Below are 19,107 nucleotides of genomic sequence, written 5' to 3' on the forward strand. Positions count from 1 at the left end.
GCAAAAGGGGAGGGTTGGTTTGAATTTAGAACAATGTGCATCGGTGGTGCAAGGGGCATTTTTATCCCGTATACAGACGTCACCTTCATTGGAGGCAGTAAAGCTTCCGGTCTACACGATGAAAGAAATGAACGAGTGGTTAAGTCCTGATCCCACATCGGTAGAGAATCAGCAAGATGCTTCTGATGTTCATGTAGATCAAGGGCGTTTGGTATCTTTACCACTCGCCAAAGAGGGTTTAGTCCTAATAAGCTTGACTGGACAACGAGCAGTAGCATTGCAGCAGGAGCATGCTGGAAAGTTGATCCCTTCTAACTTTGCCATCATTGAGCCTACAGGTGAATTGCATCCTGACTATCTGGAGTGGTATATCAATGAACATCCAGATTGTCGCAAACAATTGAAGATCGCAACGCAAGGTTCCAGTATAGCAGCTTTGTCGATTCAAATGCTTAGGACTTTGGAAATTTTTTTGCCACCTATGGACGATCAAGTGAAGATTGGTAGCGTCCATAGATTATTACATCGAAAAAATCGACTACTTCAGGAGAGAATCGTATGGGAACAGCAATATATCAAACAGTTATTGATGGGGTATCTAAAGGGGGAGGTAAACAGATGACAACGACCGAGTTACAACGTCATCAACAAGCCGAGTTACATAAGAAGCTTTGGGACATGGCAAATGACCTACGCGGTCAACTCGAAGCTTACGAGTTTAAAAACTATATACTTGGTTTAATCTTTTACCGTTATTTGTCTGACAAAACAGAGGATCGGGTTAATAGTCTTCTTAAGGAAGACAATATTTCTTACAGAGATGCTTGGAAGGATCAAGCTTATCGGGATGCTTTAAAAGATCAGCTCATTCAGGAAATTGGCTACGTCATTGAACCAGACTACCTTTTTTCGAGCATGATTGAGGAGATTGGTAAAGGAGAGCAAGGCAAATTCGATATTGAAATGCTACATAAAGCGGTCACCGCAGTAACAGAATCAACCCTTGGAGCGACGAGTCAGGATGACTTCCAAAATTTATTTGATGACATGGATTTGAATTCCTCCAAACTAGGGCGTGATGTAAAGTCTCGCTCCAAGCTAATCGCAAAGGTCATGGTCAATATTAATGATATCCCCTTCTTACATGATGATGTGGACATTGACGTTCTGGGCGACGCTTATGAGTATTTGATCGGACAGTTTGCTGCCAATGCGGGGAAAAAAGCTGGTGAGTTCTATACTCCACCACAAGTTTCCAAAATCATTGCTAAGATAGTTACGCTGGGTAAGAATGACTTAAGAAATGTCTATGACCCGACTTGCGGTTCAGGATCGTTGCTCTTGAGGGTCGCCAAGGAAGCGAGAGTCAGAAAGTTTTACGGGCAAGAGAAAACCTCAACTACTTATAACTTGGCTCGTATGAACATGCTCCTGCATGATGTGTCTTATCATAACTTCGATATTCAAAATGCCGATAGTTTGGATGAGCCGCGGCATCTAGATATGCGTTTTGAAGCCGTAGTAGCAAATCCTCCATACTCAGCAAAATGGAGTTCTGATGAAAAGTTCCTGCAAGATGAGCGGTTTAGTGCCTACGGAAAACTAGCTCCCTCATCCAAAGCCGATTTCGCTTTTGTTCAACATATGATTCATCATCTTGATGATAACGGAACAATGGCAGTTGTCCTTCCTCATGGGGTATTGTTCCGCGGTGCGGCAGAAGGAGTAATTCGTAAATACCTGATCGAAGAAAAAAACTACTTGGATGCGGTGATCGGCTTACCAGCAAACATTTTCTTTGGGACAACGATTCCAACGTGCATTCTTGTGTTCAAAAAGTGTCGAGAAGCGAATGATAACATTCTGTTTATTGATGCTTCCAATGATTTTGAGAAAGGTAAGAACCAAAATCGTCTTCGTGATGAAAATGTGGAGAAGATCGTTGAAACATATACGACTCGGCAAACTATCGAGAAGTATTCATATGCCGCTAGTATTGATGAAGTCAAAGAGAATGACTATAACTTGAATATTCCACGTTATGTTGATACTTTTGAGGAGGAAGAACTAGTCGATTTGAACAATGTACAAGCAAGAATTAAAGAGATTGATTCAGAGATACTACAAATTGATAAAGAATTAGAAACGTTTTTCAGAGAACTTGGAATACGGGAAGGTAACTAATATGAAGATATTGCCGAAGCTAAGATTTTCAGAATTTACGAATGAGTGGAAGCATAAAAAGCTTGGTGACTTAACAATAAAGGTGGGAAGTGGAAAGACTCCTAGAGGTGGTAGTTCCGTATATACTGATGAGGGCGTAGTATTTATCAGAAGCCAGAATGTTTTGAATGGACAACTGTTCTTGGATGACGTTGCGTATATTTCGGAGGAAGAAAATAACAATATGTTATCTACTCAAGTATATGAAAACGACATACTATTGAATATCACTGGAGCATCTATTGGTAGGAGTTGTATAGTTCCACTTGGTTTTCCAAGAGCCAATGTAAATCAACATGTCTGTATTATTCGAGTAAATAAAGGCTATGATCCTTCCTTCATAATGAATCAAATTATCTCATATAAGGTTCAAAAGCAAATTGATAGCTTTCAAGCAGGGGGAAATAGAGAGGGTTTAAATTTTGAGCAGATAAGAAATATAAGGGTTAGCATAACATCTGAAACAGAACAGCGTAAAATTGCATCTTTCCTCTCACTATTAAATCAAAAAGTGGAGAGACAGAAAGAGAAGATCGAAGAACTAGAGTTGTTCAAGAAAGGTTTGCTCCAAAAGATTTTCTCACAGGAGATTCGATTCAAAGACGAGAATGGGCAGGAATTTCCTGAGTGGGATTCATCGGTCTTAGAGGAATTAGGTTCGTTTACTAGAAACTACAGCTTTTCACGCAGTGTCGAGGGAGAAGGGGAATATCAACATGTTCATTACGGTGATATTCATTCTAAATTATCGGGAGTGATTACCTCACAGACGGAGCTTCCGTCATTAAGTATCGATACAGAAACAACATACACACTTCTTAAAGACGGAGACGTTGTATTTGCTGATGCATCCGAAGACACTTCTGATCTAGGTAAAAGCGTTGTTCTTCTTGAAGGTAACAATAGAAAAATAATTGGTGGGTTACATACCCATTGTTTTAGACCATATAGCCGGTTAGACTCGTTGTTTTTGCATTACTTTACACAGACTACTGAGTACAGGAAGTTTATTAATGTAAATGCAAATGGGGTATCAGTTTTTGGACTGTCAAAGCCAGCGTTATCAAGTCTAGAAGTTCCACTTCCTGATATTAAAGAGCAAAGAAAGATATCTGGTTTTCTCTACAAGTTATCTCAGAAGATTGAATTGCTTAAAAAGAAAAATACCGAGCTAGAAGTTATGAAAAAGGGTTTTATGAATCAAATGTTCGTCTAAAGCAAGGGGAATGACTCCCTTGCTTTTTATTTCTATTTGTTGTTATTTACCACCCAACAATGCCCCTTAACATCCACATAGAAATCCCATGTTTCCGGATCGAAATCGACCCAATTTTTCCTTGCTCCAAGAAAGCTCACTGCTTCAAGAACCATCTCATCATATCCAGAGCGCAATTCCTCAAACTCAGACATCAACTGTTCAATCTGTTTTTTCTTAAGTTCAATCACATCGATTATTTCCCGTAGCGACTCAGTTCTTTGTTTAGTAAGCACTCCAATGTATTTGCCGTGTTGTTCGATAATCCTATCGTTTTGCTCATAATCGTGATGCTTGAGTCTACTGAGTGGTTGACGAGAAAGAAAATCATAAATTTGAGCCAATTCAACATCTCCCTGTTTTTATGACCATTATACACATGCATCCTGCGAACTTCTAAAGCCGCCAATAACTGGCGGCTTTAAGCTTTAGCTTGTATCAAGTCATTCCCGTTTATGTCGAGCAACTCGTATGCTTTCCCTATCATGTCTTTGTCGCGGTCGAACAAGTGAATCGACTTATCATGAATACCACTCGTCGCAGTGACAAAATTCATTTGTTGTACCATAAATTCAGAATTGCAGAGTACAACTACTTTATTGCTATATGTAGTAAGCTCTTGCTGAAATAATACTGCTTTTTCTGCCACCTCTATTGAGTATACGGCTGGTTTTCCGTCAGTTGCCTTCATATCTCGATGATCAACAAAGACGCTAAGTTCTTCTTTTTGAAATGCGTTGCATATCCCCAACAGGGTTTTAGACATATGATCTACATGTTGTCCGTTCAGCAAGCCACTAACTTGAAAGGACAGAATCCGTTTATCACTGTCCAAATGATACTTGAACCGTTCAGAGATTGGAACGGTAAAGTCATGCGGTTGGTAAGCGAGGGTATCTGAAAGCCTTTCGACAGCAAACATATACGAAATTGATACATTCAATGCTTTAGCAAGTCGTTCGATATTATCCAAGCTGATATTTCGAAGTCCTCGTTCTACACCACTGAGATAGCTCCGATCCATTCCTGCTCGGTGAGCCAAGACTTCTTGAGACATCCCACTTCTTGCACGAAGTTCACGTATTCTATTCCCAAACTCAATTCTTATATTCACAAAATCCACCTCAAACTAATGCACTTTAATTAAGTCATTTCCGTTAATGTCAAGCAACTCGTATGCTTGTCCGACCATATCTTTATCACGACCGAAAAGAGGAACCGTAGGAATGCCACTTTCTTGGGTAATTCTTTTTAATTGGTGCACTTGAAATTCCGAATTACAGAGAACTACGGCTTTACTGCTATATAAAAGCAAGTTCCGTTGAAAAGCTATAGCTCTATCGGCAACTATTGGCGAGTAAACTACCGGTTCGCCATCAGAAGCTTTCATATCACGGTGATCAACAAATAATCTCAGTTCACCTTTCCCGAATGAACTACAAATTCCCATGAGGGTCTTGGACATAAAATCAACATTATCTCCTGTTAATAACCCATGAACCTGAAAGGCGAGTACCCTTCTGTCAGCATCAAGTTGATACTTAAACCTCTCTGTAAACGGTATCGAAAAATCATTTGGTTGATATGCAGGGGTTGACGAGAAGCGTTCGCTCGAGAACATGTACTCAACCGATACAGAAAGCGCCGCGGCGATCTTTTCGATATTAACCAGGCTGACATTGCGTTCTCCCCGTTCGACACCACTTAAATATGTACGATCAAGCCCCGCGCGATATGCAAGCGATTCCTGAGACATGCCACTTCTCGCCCTCAATTCACGGACTCTTTGCCCAAATTCATTCCGTATGTCCACAAACAAAAAGACCTCCTTCCCATATTCTTCTTAATAAGTATATCGGGATAGTAGGTCAAAAGTTATAGATATGATGGATAATTTAGTCGAGGTGGTGTTTTCGATGTGACTTAAAGTCAACTGACTAAGGAGTAGGTTCTAAATATCATGGACTAAGGGTTATCTGATTAAACAGGCGGTCGTCTGTCTTTCCACTCATCAATTTTTCGGGGGTCAACCTTCAACACTTCACAGATATGCAATGCAATATTGACAGTTGGAGTTGTCAGACCGTGTTCAATGTTTTGATAATGCTTCAAAGATATATTAACAGCGCGGCTGACGCTCTCTTGGCTAAGATTCTTCTTTTCCCTAGCTTCTTTCAATTTCATAAAGGATACAGCCCCTTGCATTCGTTTCCTTTATGTTAGGGAATACGCGAATTTTTGATAACTAATTATAGTTGGCGAAGTATAGTTCCTATATTATACTTATCAATATATGTCGAAATGCCTACTCTGGTAAGGAATAATGAGGATTTGTCTAGAAGGGGCAGTGGGACAGTGTTAAATAAAGTCTAACCAAAGGAGAAGATGCACTTGTCGAGTTCAGCACCACAATTAATCATCACATTCTTTTTACTCGTGATTATTGTTCCACCGCTAATTGCATTCTTTAAAGTCTCAGCTGAGGGAAAGTTAGGTCGAGGTGCAATTTTATCGGAAGAAGTATTGAAAAAGTTCAGGGAAGTATTCGCAGAACCAACGGAGAGATATATTGCTTCAATTGGTAATGGTTATATCATCAACTTCCTATCAGGGGGTTCGCTTGCCAGTGGATTTTCCGTCATTAGTAACAAGCGGGTTTACTTCAAAGGAAAGTGTTACTACAAAGAAGCTGGTAAGTTGAAAAAGTCTTTTGAAGAGCGGATGGTTGATCTGAAGGATGTGACCGGAACAGGTTACACCAGGGTTAATCCGATATCACTGTTGATTACTTCCTTATCTTCACTAGTTTTATCAATCATTCTTTTCGGTGTTCTAAGTAGCTTGGGAAGTAGTGATCAGGCAACAGTTATGAACATTTTGACATTTGTATTGATCGCTTCAATATTGAGCTTTTCAATCACGCTAACTGCATACATATTGAAACGCAAAAATTTGTTCGAGATCTCCTTCGCAGGGGGTATGATTGCCTTCAACATCAATTTGTATGATAAAGCAGAGATCGACGATTTTCAGAAGCAACTTAGAAGGGCTAAAGACCATGTTGTAGAATCAGCGCCTACTCAGGTTGCAGCGGCAGCCGCGCCACAAACGCCCACTGAAACTAACTCCAAACTTGGAATTGCTGACGAGATAAAGAAATACTCCGAACTACTACAGCAGAAGCTTATCACCCAAGAAGAGTTTGACGAAGCAAAAAAGAATCTCCTGTCCAATGGTAACAAATGAGTACTGTCGTTAAAGGATTAACCTTGAGCAATGGTGAGGAGATCAGAGCGGTATTAGGTAAAGGTAACATCGGGAACAAGGGTCAAAAGCCTGTAGTAGTTCTTACCAATAAGTACATCCACTTTTTCGGTGAACATTATCGGTATGATAATGGCGACACTTCCAGAAAAATATTCGAACCCGAATCGATACCGCTTCAAGATTTCATTGGTGCTGGCTACATACGTAAAAGATCGAGACGTAATCTCTACTACCTTGTAACGGTCGGGGTATTAATCACGATCCTGATGCAGATCTCTAGAGGAATGAAGAAATATGGTGCGCATTTTAGCCAAATTAAGCTTTATAGCTCGATATTGGCAGGAGTCTTTGTTATCGCCTTGGTTCTTTATCTATTTAAGAGGTACAAGCTGTTCGAAGTCGCCTTTGTAGGGAAAAGGATTTGTATTAGCGAACACCACTTTGAAAAATCAGATATCCAGTTATTTATCCAATCGATGTATCAGGCGAAGAGAACAGTTCAATAACTTGGCTTTTAGAGCAATTGCTCATGATAAGCATACAACAATGAAAATGGAGTGATGGAAAATGAAGAAGATATCTATGATGTTGGTCTTGTCTTTGGTTATTTCCCTGTTTACTTCACTAACGGTTATGGCTGAGAGTGGAGCGAAAGTTGAGACGAAGCAAGGAGGTTATGTTTCAATCTCAAACGTAACTGATAAAAAGCAGTTTATTGATGAAGGATCAGGTGTTGGAGATACGGTTTTTGTATCCGACAAGCCAGTAACGCTTACTATTACCGGAAAAGACCCGCATCCGAGTATCAGTTTCCTCCCTGACGCGAAGCTTGGTGGTGAGTCCTTCATTATGGGAGAAGCTTCCGAAGATATCGCTGTAAAAGGCAGTACCGTAAGTCTCAGCAAGAAGGGCTATTATGGGGTGAACGTGCGCTTCGGCAGCGAGTTTTCACCTGATACTGTTGCCGAATTCGTGGTGCAGATTGTAGGCGAAGGAACTGCAAGTAATGATCCTAAGACTAACTCCGAATCCGGTAACAGTGAAGCCGAACAAGGTATGTCGACAGTAAATGTTCTTAATGAAAATTCGGGGTATAAGATTAAATTCCCGAGCAGTTCTTTAAAGCTACAGAAAGTTAAGGGAAATGACGATGAGATCGGTGGTTTTGAAGTCTCTGCGATCACCTTAAAGACCCCGAAATTTGAGAAGGACTCTAATGTATTCTTGTTTGATCTGGTAACTACAAATTCAAAGGCTCATTCAGTTTATGTGAGTGTCGACAGCTATTTTGGTGGTCAAATGAAATATGTAGACGAGGAATTTAAAGACGGTAAGGTTTCCGTATATATGCCTAGTGTTACATTTGAATCTGTTGTTACAGACGATGTATTAGTTGCGTCTATTGAGGTTTATGACAAAGATCGTAATGTGATCGACTCGTTTAAGAATATTTACTTCATGTATGAAGGATTCAATCGTTACAAAGTGGTTGATGCAGATACAAATCAGTCGAGCAAGCCTGTATCTGCCAAGCCCACAGCATCCAAGGTTATTGTCAACGGCAAAGAAGTATCCTTTGAAGCCTACAACATCAATAACAACAACTTCTTTAAACTTCGCGACATCGCTTCAGTTGTGAATGGCACCGAGAAGCAATTTGAAGTGAAATGGGATGGAGCAAAGAATGCAATCAGCCTTCTTTCTGGTAAAGCGTACACTCCAGCGGGCGGAGAGCTTAAAGTATCCGCTAAGCCAGCAACAAAAGAAGCCAAGCCTACTTCTTCCACCTTATATATTGATGGCAAGGAAGTAAGCTTGGTAGCCTACACAATTGATGGTAATAACTACTTCAAGCTCCGCGACATCGCAAAAGCGTTCAACATTGGCGTAACATGGGATAGCAAAACAAATACAGTTGGAATCGACACGAAGATTGATTACAAAGATGAAGAGTAATTGACCATTAGGGGTTCCATTTTGGATGGTGTCTGTAACAGGCACCATCTTTTATTTTGCCCTTGTTGTATTTGGGGGCATCGAGGGAAGCGGATTTCAGTCGCATTATTTCTTTTGTTGAGCCATAGGAGCCATCCGAGATACAATTAGTGGATAAACATACAATTTTCCTAGCAGGGGGTAAACGATGAGCCTACCTTACGATAGAGAAGCCGAGTTGAAAGAACGATTCAATCAGTTCATAGCTAATAAAATAACCGGCTCCAATGAAGATTACTATTCTCGGATGTCAGTTGAAGACTTCGAAGACATAAAGACTACGTTGAAGGATATACACAACATTATTACATACAAAACGACCATCCGTTTCATTGACTGGGTAAGTGAACGCTTCCCTTATGTGAAGGAGAATTATCAAGTTTACTTGGAACAAGTACTAAAAACCAGACCGAATGATAATGGATACGATCTCATCGTTACTGGAGAGGTCAATATTATTGCCGAGATCAAATGTAACAAGCCGATCAATAATGGTTACAAATTTGGTTCAGCCCAAAGAAACGGAATCGTAAAAGATATTCTGGGGCTACTTGAAGGGAAATCAAAAGTAAAATCGAATCCCGCGGCAGCGTTTAAATTTTTGGTGATCTATGATTTTGGCGATCATACTTTATCCGCCGCGCAGCACTTAATAAAGAATTTGCAGGCTGATCTTAAGGAGAAGGTCGAAATTTATGAAGATAGTAACCTGCTAACGACAGATAAGGTGTATGTCGTATTCATTAAGTAAAGATTGGAAACAGGTCGTAACCACTTATCCGATTGGAAGGTGGTTTTTCTATAATTGAGCCAAAACTATCGATGGGTTAAAATATAGAGAATACTACCAATGATTGCTTCATGTGAAAGGAGAATTGAAAATGGATGTCATAAGATTAAACGAATTATTACCTTTAGACAAGAAAGTAACCACTATTTATACAGGTTCGGAGCTTCTGCTTGCCTATGAACTCGACAAGTATGCCCAAACCTTGCTTAAGAAGAAATTGGTTTTGTCCGATGTAACAATTTCAGAGGAATTGCTCATCGGTGAACACTTCAGTTTCGTGGTAACAAACGGGCTTGATGTGGGGTTCAAACCAATCGGGACATTGAAACCTTACTCCGATAGGAACTTCTTTACAAAATCGGTTGAGGGAGTCTACTTTAAGAAAGATACCGATGATGAAGTAGTGTTTGAACTGCAATCAGATATTATGGCTAATCAAGTCTTGAATGCTTCAAGTAAAAAATCTGCAGGATACATCAGCTTAATTGCTTATATCATGGTAAGAAGTGCTAAGGTCAACAAACCTATTCCGAAATTAATAATTGATCATGGGGCAGTTTATCCTGATGGTTTCGAATATGTGGATCTTTACATCCTTATGCGATTCGGAAATAGTTTGCTCGATGGATTAGTCGAGATAAGGTATCTTGAAGAATCGAGCACAGATAAAATACAACTTGATAAATTCTATAATGAAGCCGCAGATGGTCCATCCGAAATTAAAGAGCATCAATTTGATTGGATAGCTTTCGTTATGCAATTCAGACAGCGGGGATGGATGAACCGATTCTACAATAAAGCAGAAAAGTTTCAATATCTTACAAGCGAATTCGAGATAGGTGATGTCGTACTGCTGTATGAACGTATAGGTGCAACGGAGTCCAATCCGGGTAAACTTTCTGAGTGCTACCCTGCAGTAATTGAAGGGTTTGATGAAGACTCTATCTCATTAACATACTATCCAAGAGTCAAGACGCGATTGACAGAGGAAATTGAAATTGAAGCCATAAATTCAATTCCCGAAGAATTGCGTGTAGCCCAAAAGATACCTACGTATGTAAGGGAAAAAGGGAATCGAACTCTTATAAGTCATCGAGATGATAAAATTATGAGATACGATCAAGAGACTTACTTTTTTGGAAAGACAGTAAAGTTCAATCTAAATGATTTTGGTGTAGAGCGGTATACATACAATGAAAATAATTTTCTTCAACAATTATTTGAAACAGATGGAAGCTATCAGTTCATTCCCACAAATGAAGGAGACAAACTAGCCTTCTTCTCAACAATTGATACGGTCTATCATGTGTTCGAAGATTACAATGTTGAGTATAAAAAAGATAGGTTCCTAGAGAAGTATTATTATTCAAAAAACAGAAAGCCAGGATACTCGATTAGATTATTAGATCCGAAGGAGGGGTAAAATGGGTGCTGGTAAGAAAACAAAATATAATTCAAGATTTCTAGAAATCGGTCATCAGATAATAGCGGATATGCCAAAGAGTCGAAAAGAGAATTTATGTTCATTGTCTCATACTCTACATTTTGTTACTTTACTCGGATTTCAATCATTTAAGTCAAAGCGTAATGTCGCAGATGGTGTGAGGAAATCTGAACCATGTCCTACAAAGGTAGGTATCACCTTGATCTCTGATGTAGATATTGACGATGTTCCTGTCATTGATGTTCGTTTGGATAAGTATACGGGAATAAGTAAAGATCAGATCGGAAAACGTAAAGTAAAAGCAAATGAAAAGTTTGATCTTACCTATTACGAGTTTATGTTCTTGATGTTAAGGGATGAGTACGCTGGTTTTTTTGAAGCTAATGATGATCCTAGAGGTGGCTATGTTTCCTTATATTTGAAAGCATTTGAAAAAGGAGACGCCAAGTTACCCACACCATCGATTCAATTTAAGAGAAATAAGCCCAAGAACAAATCAGGTTATAGAGAAGATGTTGTTCCAATTACTGAACAGATCATCCCAATCGACAAGAAAGTTCAAGGTGAATGGAAGGTAATACCGAAGTACGCAGATAAGTATGGTCCATTACTGGAGCATCTACTGAAAAAGAGAGAAGAAGGCAAGAAGAGGAAAGCACAAAGCATGAGGGAACTGCATTTAACATCCAAATAAAAACCTGACTACAGTGTAGAATACCTTTGGTGGTCTACACTGTTTTTATTCATCCAAAATAAATTAGGGTCATTTTTTTTATGCAGGAGTTGAGACGAAAATTGGGAAAGTGCTCAAGAGTCTCGGAGAGTGATATACAAACCCGAGAAAGGTGTGCTTAAAATGGCAGCATCATATCAAACTCTTGAAGTCATGAAATCCTGTGTTTCACCAATTGTAGAACAGCTCGATGAGCGGCTGGCTCTTAAGGAACGGGGAATAACTTATGGAAAGAAAGATTTAGAAATGAACGCAAATACCTTTGCCACTTACACATTAAGTCGAATGCATCTCGTTCAGCTAGGTAACGCGCAGATTTATACCTATTGCAGTAAGGGGTATTACATCGAAATGAACGATAGGATGTTAAAGGCAATCTGCCGCGGCATTATTCATGAAGCAAAAACGGATATCTGGTGTCGGAAATGGGAGGGTGAGTACTTCGAGGCTTTAAGGAGAGAGATACCATTTGTTGAAGAAATGAATCCCGAAAAGGGGCTTATAAACTTAACGAATGGTATGTTAAATCTTTATTCGATGGAAATTATTAATCATGACCCAAGCTACTTATCCACCATTCAAACTCCGATTGAATATGACGGATCAGCATCGTGTCCGAAGTTTGAAGAATTCCTATTCGACATCTTTGAAGGTGATAGGGAGCGTATCATGCTTGTTCAGGAAATAATGGGTTACTGCTTCATACCGGACATTAAGATTCAAAAGGCATTCTTCTTCATTGGTTCAGGATCAAATGGTAAGAGTGTATTATCAGAAGTCATCCGTCACCTAATCGGAATCGGAAATGTGTCAAATGTTTCGTTGAAAGATTTAGGCGGTCGTTTTGGAATGCAGAACCTTCCGGGAAAATTGGTGAACGTTTCGACCGAAAATGAATTTGATCGGAAGTTCAATACTCAGAACTTTAAAATCTTAACTGGTGGAGATGCGGTAAACGTCGAGCAGAAGTTTAAGGCTTCTTTCAATACACGATTATTTGCAAAGACGATTGTGTTGCTGAACAGTATGATGGATTCCAATGACTTAACGAATGGGTATTTCCGCAGGCTTCAAATCATTCCGTTCAACAAAATTTATCGGGAGTTGCGAGCAGGGGAAGCTCCTATTGAGGGGGTAAGCTACATGGACAAGTCTTTGCTCGATAAGTTGCTGACAGAATTACCAGGCATACTGAATTTTGCAATGAAAGGTTTGGCTCGTTTAATCGAAAACAACTTTAATTTGACCGAGAGTAAAGTGTGTGAAAAAGCATTAGAGGATTATAAGGTCAGTCAAAACCCAATTCCCGAGTATTTCAATGCGCGGGTATATTGGGATGAAGGTGAAGTGACCTTAAGATCAGATTTCAAGCGTGATTTTTCTAGATGGGCTGAAAATAACGGTTTGGACAATGTGAAGTCCATAGGCTCAACAAAGTTTTGGGAGATGTTCAGCAGAGTTCTCATCGAGAAAGGCATTAAAGTTCGCGAGAAGAAAATCAACGGTGATTATTATGTCGAAGGGCTCGGGATTTACTTTTATTATCCGGAGTGAGTTTTTGAAGTAGCTCGCTTGCGAGCTTAAGGAGGAAAGCTCTATTTTGTAGAATTTCAATTATGAAGCACTTATTTCTCTGACTGTTTCTTGTCAGGAAGTGAGTGCTTTTTTTATTTGAGTCTAATTAATCTTTACCTGTAATTGAGTTGATTTCGTGTTACGGATATTTTTCAAGAGTCCTTAACAAGCAGGCATGGAGTTACCGCTCCAAATATCGTGCAAACGGAGTGTTAAACATGTCTGTAGTCATTAGTAAGTCAATCGAGTCAAGAAAGTCCTTCCTCTCCAAGGTCTGGTATTCCAACATGTCAGTGTTGCGGGTCATTGGAGGTGCATTATCTTGATTAAAGTGAAGATGGATAATGCAAATAAGTTGGTGTATGTCTGGATGACTGAGCAGGATAAGGATTCGGCGGAATTTTTGGAACTCAAGGAAGATCTCAAGACCAGAAAATTCAAGTCCTATAAACTAATCACATTCGTTTCTGGGACTGATGATGTCCTTGTTGATCTTGAAAAATTAGTGCTTCAAAATGCACTCAAAAACAATGTTGAACCAGTTTTCGATACCAAGGTACAATGACCCAAATCCAATGAAAATATAAGAAATGGGGTATCAAATATGACTAATTTTAAGGTTGTAAATTCTGGAGATAAGTGTTTGTTGATTGGTTATACACGTATTAGCCGCGATGAAGATAGAAAGAATTATGCTACAATTATTGCCCAAAAGAAGATAATTGCAAATCATGCAAAAGAGGTTTTTGGAAAAGAAATTTCTGAAAAGTATTTGTACGAAGATGATAATTACAGCGGATATTCATTCAACAGACCTGATTTTAATCGGATGTTAGAAGATATTAATTTTGCAATTGAAAATGGGTATCAAGTAGTACTTTTGGTAAAGGACATATCACGAATCGGGCGGCATAATGCTTATACATTGCTGTTTCTCGAAGATATGAAAAGGCTAGGTGTTCGAGTAATTCTAATAAGTGATAGCTACGACTCATTTGTTGATGATGACTCGATACTTGGAATTAAAACGTGGTATAATGAGAGGTATGTCAAAGATATAAGCACCAAAATAAAAGATAACAACAAGACAAAAATGATTGATGGCAAGTATTTGTCAGCAGTCCCTTACGGCTACAAGAGAGATTCGCTTGACCGAGAGAAAGTAATTATTGATGAAGAGACTGCTTGGGTAGTTAAGAAGATCTTCGAAATGTATTTACAAGGTGACGGCTACAGAAAAATTTGTATTTACCTGACTGAAAACGAAGTACCTACTCCATCAATGGTTATCCAAAGAAACAAGGAAGCTGAAGGTAAAGTTTACAAAAAAGATGTTACACATGTTTGGGTTCAGCGAATGGTTCAAAGAATCGTAAGAAATGACTTTTACATTGGAGTACTTCGACAAGGTAAATATAAGCTTGCTGAGATCAACGGGAAAATTCTGAGGGTCGATCCATCTCAGCACTATGTGTTTGCAAATAATCACGAACCTCTGGTAAGTGTAGAGGATTTCGAACTTGCACAGGAGATTGCTGAAAAACGTCTCACCATGCATTATAGAGGTTCGGGACATAAGCATGTAAACCTATTCACTGGCTTTCTTGTTTGTGCCGATTGCGGACGCGGTTTTGTTGCACTTAATAAGGAAGGTAAACATAAGTCCTACATATGCGGGACGTACAGAAGAGTAGGTAAAATAGCTTGTACAACACATTACATCTTAGATCGAACATTGCTGCTTGCAATAAAAGCCCACCTTGTTGTCCTCAGAGAAAAACTAAGCGATGCAATTAGTGGTTTTGATGGTAAATTGAAAGATCAGGTGAAGAGAACTGACAATCTAGATAAATCCCTCCAGAGGCTAAATTCAAGTCTAAAGCAACTTTCTGATGAACTGAAAGTAACAATGAAGCAGAGGATAAATGAAGTTGCTCGACGCCCCGAAGATGAGGAAATTATCTTAGAAACATATGCAGAAATTGAAGCTGAGAAGCGTTTGCTAATCAAAGATATTCAAAGGCAGATTGATGATTTAACTGAAATCAAAAAGCAATCTTCGAGGTTTCATGAAGGTTCAGTTACTGCTTTGAGCGTTCTTGATGAACTTATCGGAAAAGAGATGTTTGATCGTAAGGATCTTGGTTTGTTGGTTGATAAAATAATTGTCAACGAAAACGGAGAACCTACAATTTACTTGAAAGCCAATATTGAGAAATTGCTACAGTACGAAGGTGGGGATCATGACCCTGATGGTAACGGTGGCGGCTTTAAAGCCACCGTTACTTATAAAGCGGGGGCGGTAATCAAAACATTAGTTTCTACTCTAGCGTCAAACTTTTATGGAGGGGAACTCGTCAATGATACTGTCGGCTTAAAAGTACCATCGTTCACTACAAAGCCGGGGCATACGGCATTCAAGGCCTCGGCGCCATTTTGGTGGAACGGATCGAGGGTTGTTATTTTACCGTTGTGGGCTTGCCAGTTTCGCTATTGTCGGACATGCTGCCGGAATTTGGGATCAACGTCTTATAGTATACAACCTCTTAATAAACGCGAAATTGAGATTTGAATGAAGGGAAAGAAGGGGAATAAATGGAGACGCAAATGTACATGTTGCGCGACATCCCCCATCAGGAACGACCACGGGAACGCATGCTTCAGTATGGGGCGGGCGCCTTAAGCGACGCAGAGCTTCTAGCCATTTTGCTGCGGACGGGAACACGGCAGGAGTCTGCCATTCATCTTGCGCAGCGCATTTTGAAGCAGGTTGGCAGCATGCGCCGGCTTGTGGACATGAGTACTGAGGAAATGATGGCCATCAAGGGAATCGGCAGTGCCAAAGCCGTGCAGCTCAGAGCTGGAATTGAGCTTGGGCAGCGGCTGGCCCGTACCCGGATGGATCAGCCGGTCGTCATCCGCAGTCCGCGCGATGCGGCCGATGTACTTATGGAACAACTGCGTTATTTGCAAAAGGAACATTTTGTTTGTCTATTTTTAAATACGAAAAATCACATTATTGCTCAAGAGACGCTTTCAATCGGCAGTCTGAACGCCTCTATCGTCCATCCGCGCGAGGTATTTCGCGCAGCCATCAAGTGCAGCAGCGCTTCGATTGTGTGTGCGCATAATCATCCGAGCGGAGATCCGACGCCGAGCCACGAGGATATTTCCATGACTTTACGCCTAAAAGAAGCAGGGGAAATCGTAGGAATCGAGGTGCTGGATCACCTGATTATCGGCGATGGGGAGTTCGTAAGTTTGAAGGAGCAAGGCTTGATGTAATATAATAGTTGAGATTGACGAGGAAAGGGAGATTACAGCATGTTAGGGAGCTTCACGAAAGACTTGGGAATTGATTTGGGGACAGCGAATACGCTCGTTTATGTCCGGGGAAAAGGTATTGTTGTAAGAGAACCTTCTGTTGTTGCGATCCGTACGGATACGAAAAGCATTGAGGCCGTCGGCGAGTCCGCCAAAAAAATGATCGGACGCACGCCGGGCAACATCCGTGCCATCCGTCCAATGAAAGACGGCGTTATCGCCGATTTCGACACGACGGCAACAATGATTAAATATTTTATCCGCCAGGCTCAAAAACAGCGTTCGATGTTCCAGCGCCATCCGAATGTGATGGTATGCGTGCCATCCGGCATTACGGCTGTTGAACAACGTGCGGTCGAAGACGCTACGAAGCAAGCCGGCGCGCGCGAAGCCTACACCATCGAAGAACCGTTTGCGGCGGCCATCGGCGCCGATTTGCCGGTTTGGGAACCGACAGGCAGCATGGTGGTGGATATCGGCGGAGGTACGACGGAAGTAGCCGTGATTTCGCTTGGCGGCATTGTAACCAGCCGGTCCGTGCGCGTTGCCGGCGATGAAATGGATGAATCGATCATCCAGTACATCAAACGCCAATACAATTTGATGATCGGCGAAAGAACATCGGAACAACTGAAAATGGAAATCGGCTCCGCTCTGCCGCTGGAGAAAGTGGAAACGAGCGAAATCCGCGGACGCGACCTGGTTACCGGATTGCCTAAGACGATTACGATTACTTCGGATGAAATCAGCGAAGCCCTATCCGATACGGTGACCGCCATCGTGGAAGCCGTGAAGGTTACGCTTGAGAAATGTCCTCCGGAGCTGGCCGCCGATATTATGGACCGCGGCATCGTGCTGACAGGGGGCGGAGCTCTGCTGCGCAACCTGGACAAGCTGCTTGCCGAAGAAACGGGCATGCCTGTCATTGTGGCCGAAAATCCGCTGGATTGCGTCGCAATCGGTACCGGCAAGGCGCTCGAAAATATTCATTTGTTTAAATCCCGCAGCAGCTCGGCCGTACGCTCGAAGCGTTAAGCCGGAACTGGCGGGTCAACGTCAACCCCTGATTGTGGGAGAGAAATCAGAAGAGTTAGAGGGTGTTGAAACTGTTTAAGCTGCTTGGCAACAAACGCTTATTTGTCATTTTGATCGCCCTTGTTATGTTTATCGCACTGATGGGTTTCACGCTTGGTCCAAGAGCATCGTTATCGTGGCCTGAGAAGTTCATGAGGGACACTGTCGGTTTTGTCCAGAATATATTTTATAAGCCCGCTGGTTACGTAGCGGGCTTGTTTAAAGATATCGGCAATATGCGAGAAATATACGAGGAAAACGAAAACCTGAAAATTGCGCTTGCTCAGTATACGCGCGAGAAAGCAACATATAATTTCATTGAAGAAGAGAACAAAAAACTCCAAGAAGCGCTAAAATTTACAGAAGCTCAGATGCAGAAATATAACTATTCCTATCATATAGCGCAGGTGATCAGCGTAAACTCCGATCCGGTCAACCAATCTTTGGTTATTGACCTGGGGGAACGGGACGGGGTCAAGGTGGGACAATCCGTCATTTCGGTAAAAGGCATGGTCGGCGTCGTCAGCCATGTCAGCAATTTTACGTCGACCGTCAAACTGATTACTTCGATGGATGCCAAAGACCCGAATTCCAACGGAATTGCCGCCACTTCGATGGATAATCATCAGACATTCGGCATTGTGGAGAGTTATGACGAAGCAAGCAAGATGCTTTTGATGAACCAGATCAAAGAGGACGATCCAATCAAAAAGGGAGATATGATTGTCTCGCTGGGGGATACGGACAAATACCCGCGCGGCCTGATTATTGGTAAAGTTAAGAGCGTGGAGGAAAGCAAATTCGGCAAAACCCGAACGGCAATGATTCAACCGGAGGCGGAATTCCAGGATTGGAAGCTGCTGTTCGTCGTATTTACCCCGGAGGCGCCGAAGTAAATGACGATTCGTAAGCAAGTTCTGCTGCTGCTGCTGTTTTTGTTGTTTATCATGGAAGGAACCATCGTTCCGTGGATATTGCCAAGCTCATGGCAAAATGTCCTGATGCCGAATTTGGTCTTTATCGTATTGCTTTTTGTTTCTATTTATCATAATCGCCATACGGCTCTTGTTTTAGGCATTATTTTCGGCATGCTGCATGACGTTGTTTTTTACGGGGAGATGATCGGGCCTTTTTCGCTGGTGATGGGGTTCTCGACTTACATTATGGGATTTATTTTCCGTGTCCGCCGCGCGCCCATGCCATTGATGATGACGGTCGTTATTTTAGGAAGCCTGCTGTTCGACAGCATGCTGTATGCCATTTACCGGTTATTTTCCCTCACGCAAGTTACCTATGACTGGAATTTGCTGCATCACATTTTGCCTAATCTTGTTTTGCATTTTGTGTTCGGTCTGATCATCTATGTCCCTCTGCGCAAGCAGCTGGAGAAGATCGCAAGCCGGGAGAGAAAAGAGAAGGCGGCGTAA

At 41.2% G+C, this 19,107-nt stretch carries 19 protein-coding genes and 2 pseudogenes; 17 read left to right on the forward strand and 4 right to left on the reverse strand.

Annotation, left to right across the window (positions count from 1 at the left end; translation table 11 throughout):
- The first annotated feature begins 19 nt into the window (after positions 1 to 19).
- Genes L6442_RS08500 through L6442_RS08510 form a run of 3 tightly spaced genes read left to right on the forward strand, consistent with a single transcriptional unit; the run spans position 20 to position 3,439 of the window.
- Positions 20 to 622: a restriction endonuclease subunit S domain-containing protein gene (locus L6442_RS08500; RefSeq protein ID WP_210088625.1), complete on the forward strand. Its 603-nt coding sequence runs from the start codon at positions 20 to 22 to the stop codon at positions 620 to 622.
- Positions 619 to 2,184, forward strand: coding sequence for a type I restriction-modification system subunit M (locus L6442_RS08505; protein WP_210088741.1), 1,566 nt, complete (start codon positions 619 to 621; stop codon positions 2,182 to 2,184). Before L6442_RS08500 ends, L6442_RS08505 begins: the two co-directional genes overlap by 4 nt.
- A gap of 1 nt (position 2,185) precedes the next feature.
- The gene (locus tag L6442_RS08510; protein ID WP_210088624.1) at positions 2,186 to 3,439 is read left to right on the forward strand and encodes a restriction endonuclease subunit S; all 1,254 of its coding nucleotides are present in this window, start codon (positions 2,186 to 2,188) and stop codon (positions 3,437 to 3,439) included.
- Positions 3,440 to 3,471: 32 nt separating this feature from the next.
- Here L6442_RS08510 and L6442_RS08515 read toward each other — a convergent pair whose 3' ends face one another.
- The 4 genes from L6442_RS08515 to L6442_RS08530 all read right to left on the reverse strand — a co-directional run bounded on the left by L6442_RS08515 (position 3,472) and on the right by L6442_RS08530 (position 5,662).
- Complete coding sequence (locus tag L6442_RS08515) at positions 3,472 to 3,822, reverse strand: hypothetical protein (RefSeq protein WP_210088623.1); 351 nt, start codon at positions 3,820 to 3,822, stop codon at positions 3,472 to 3,474.
- A 77-nt stretch (positions 3,823 to 3,899) separates the two neighbouring features.
- A complete protein-coding gene (locus L6442_RS08520) occupies positions 3,900 to 4,592 on the reverse strand; it encodes a helix-turn-helix domain-containing protein (RefSeq protein ID WP_210088622.1) in 693 nt (230 codons plus the stop codon).
- 15 nt (positions 4,593 to 4,607) lie between these two features.
- Complete coding sequence (locus L6442_RS08525) at positions 4,608 to 5,291, reverse strand: helix-turn-helix domain-containing protein (protein ID WP_237100270.1); 684 nt, start codon at positions 5,289 to 5,291, stop codon at positions 4,608 to 4,610.
- Between the two features lie 167 nt (positions 5,292 to 5,458).
- Positions 5,459 to 5,662 (reverse strand): helix-turn-helix domain-containing protein, encoded by a 204-nt coding sequence (locus tag L6442_RS08530; protein ID WP_120463187.1) that lies wholly within the window; start codon positions 5,660 to 5,662, stop codon positions 5,459 to 5,461.
- Between the two features lie 207 nt (positions 5,663 to 5,869).
- Between L6442_RS08530 and L6442_RS08535 the strand changes: the two genes are divergently transcribed.
- The 14 genes and pseudogenes from L6442_RS08535 (at position 5,870) to mreD (ending at position 19,107) form a co-directional block, all read left to right on the forward strand.
- The gene (locus tag L6442_RS08535) at positions 5,870 to 6,724 is read left to right on the forward strand and encodes an SHOCT domain-containing protein (RefSeq protein WP_120463186.1); all 855 of its coding nucleotides are present in this window, start codon (positions 5,870 to 5,872) and stop codon (positions 6,722 to 6,724) included.
- A 23-nt stretch (positions 6,725 to 6,747) separates the two neighbouring features.
- Positions 6,748 to 7,251, forward strand: a complete 504-nt coding sequence (locus L6442_RS08540) for a hypothetical protein (RefSeq protein ID WP_212980040.1) — start codon at positions 6,748 to 6,750, stop codon at positions 7,249 to 7,251.
- A gap of 61 nt (positions 7,252 to 7,312) precedes the next feature.
- Positions 7,313 to 8,701 (forward strand): stalk domain-containing protein, encoded by a 1,389-nt coding sequence (locus L6442_RS08545; protein ID WP_212980039.1) that lies wholly within the window; start codon positions 7,313 to 7,315, stop codon positions 8,699 to 8,701.
- 187 nt (positions 8,702 to 8,888) lie between these two features.
- On the forward strand, positions 8,889 to 9,491 hold the full coding sequence (locus L6442_RS08550; RefSeq protein WP_210088619.1) for a hypothetical protein: 603 nt from the start codon (positions 8,889 to 8,891) through the stop codon (positions 9,489 to 9,491).
- Positions 9,492 to 9,621: 130 nt separating this feature from the next.
- A complete protein-coding gene (locus L6442_RS08555) occupies positions 9,622 to 10,953 on the forward strand; it encodes a hypothetical protein (protein WP_120463183.1) in 1,332 nt (443 codons plus the stop codon).
- Between the two features lies 1 nt (position 10,954).
- Positions 10,955 to 11,668, forward strand: coding sequence for a hypothetical protein (locus L6442_RS08560; RefSeq protein WP_120463182.1), 714 nt, complete (start codon positions 10,955 to 10,957; stop codon positions 11,666 to 11,668).
- A gap of 162 nt (positions 11,669 to 11,830) precedes the next feature.
- The gene (locus tag L6442_RS08565; RefSeq protein ID WP_212980038.1) at positions 11,831 to 13,261 is read left to right on the forward strand and encodes a DNA primase family protein; all 1,431 of its coding nucleotides are present in this window, start codon (positions 11,831 to 11,833) and stop codon (positions 13,259 to 13,261) included.
- A gap of 343 nt (positions 13,262 to 13,604) precedes the next feature.
- On the forward strand, positions 13,605 to 13,847 hold the full coding sequence (locus L6442_RS08570; protein WP_210088616.1) for a hypothetical protein: 243 nt from the start codon (positions 13,605 to 13,607) through the stop codon (positions 13,845 to 13,847).
- A gap of 39 nt (positions 13,848 to 13,886) precedes the next feature.
- Positions 13,887 to 15,032: pseudogene (locus L6442_RS08575) on the forward strand (recombinase family protein); the annotation flags it as partial.
- A 647-nt stretch (positions 15,033 to 15,679) separates the two neighbouring features.
- Positions 15,680 to 15,817, forward strand: a pseudogene (locus L6442_RS08580) (Maf family protein); the annotation flags it as partial.
- Between the two features lie 60 nt (positions 15,818 to 15,877).
- On the forward strand, positions 15,878 to 16,567 hold the full coding sequence (gene radC, locus L6442_RS08585) for a RadC family protein (protein ID WP_272880324.1): 690 nt from the start codon (positions 15,878 to 15,880) through the stop codon (positions 16,565 to 16,567).
- 39 nt (positions 16,568 to 16,606) lie between these two features.
- A complete protein-coding gene (locus L6442_RS08590) occupies positions 16,607 to 17,641 on the forward strand; it encodes a rod shape-determining protein (protein ID WP_194235222.1) in 1,035 nt (344 codons plus the stop codon).
- 62 nt (positions 17,642 to 17,703) lie between these two features.
- Positions 17,704 to 18,576 (forward strand): rod shape-determining protein MreC, encoded by an 873-nt coding sequence (gene mreC, locus L6442_RS08595; RefSeq protein WP_212980036.1) that lies wholly within the window; start codon positions 17,704 to 17,706, stop codon positions 18,574 to 18,576.
- Positions 18,577 to 19,107: a rod shape-determining protein MreD gene (mreD, locus tag L6442_RS08600; RefSeq protein WP_194235220.1), complete on the forward strand. Its 531-nt coding sequence runs from the start codon at positions 18,577 to 18,579 to the stop codon at positions 19,105 to 19,107.

It is taken from the genome of Paenibacillus azoreducens (genome assembly GCF_021654775.1).
Lineage (GTDB): Bacteria > Bacillota > Bacilli > Paenibacillales > Paenibacillaceae > Paenibacillus_AQ > Paenibacillus_AQ azoreducens.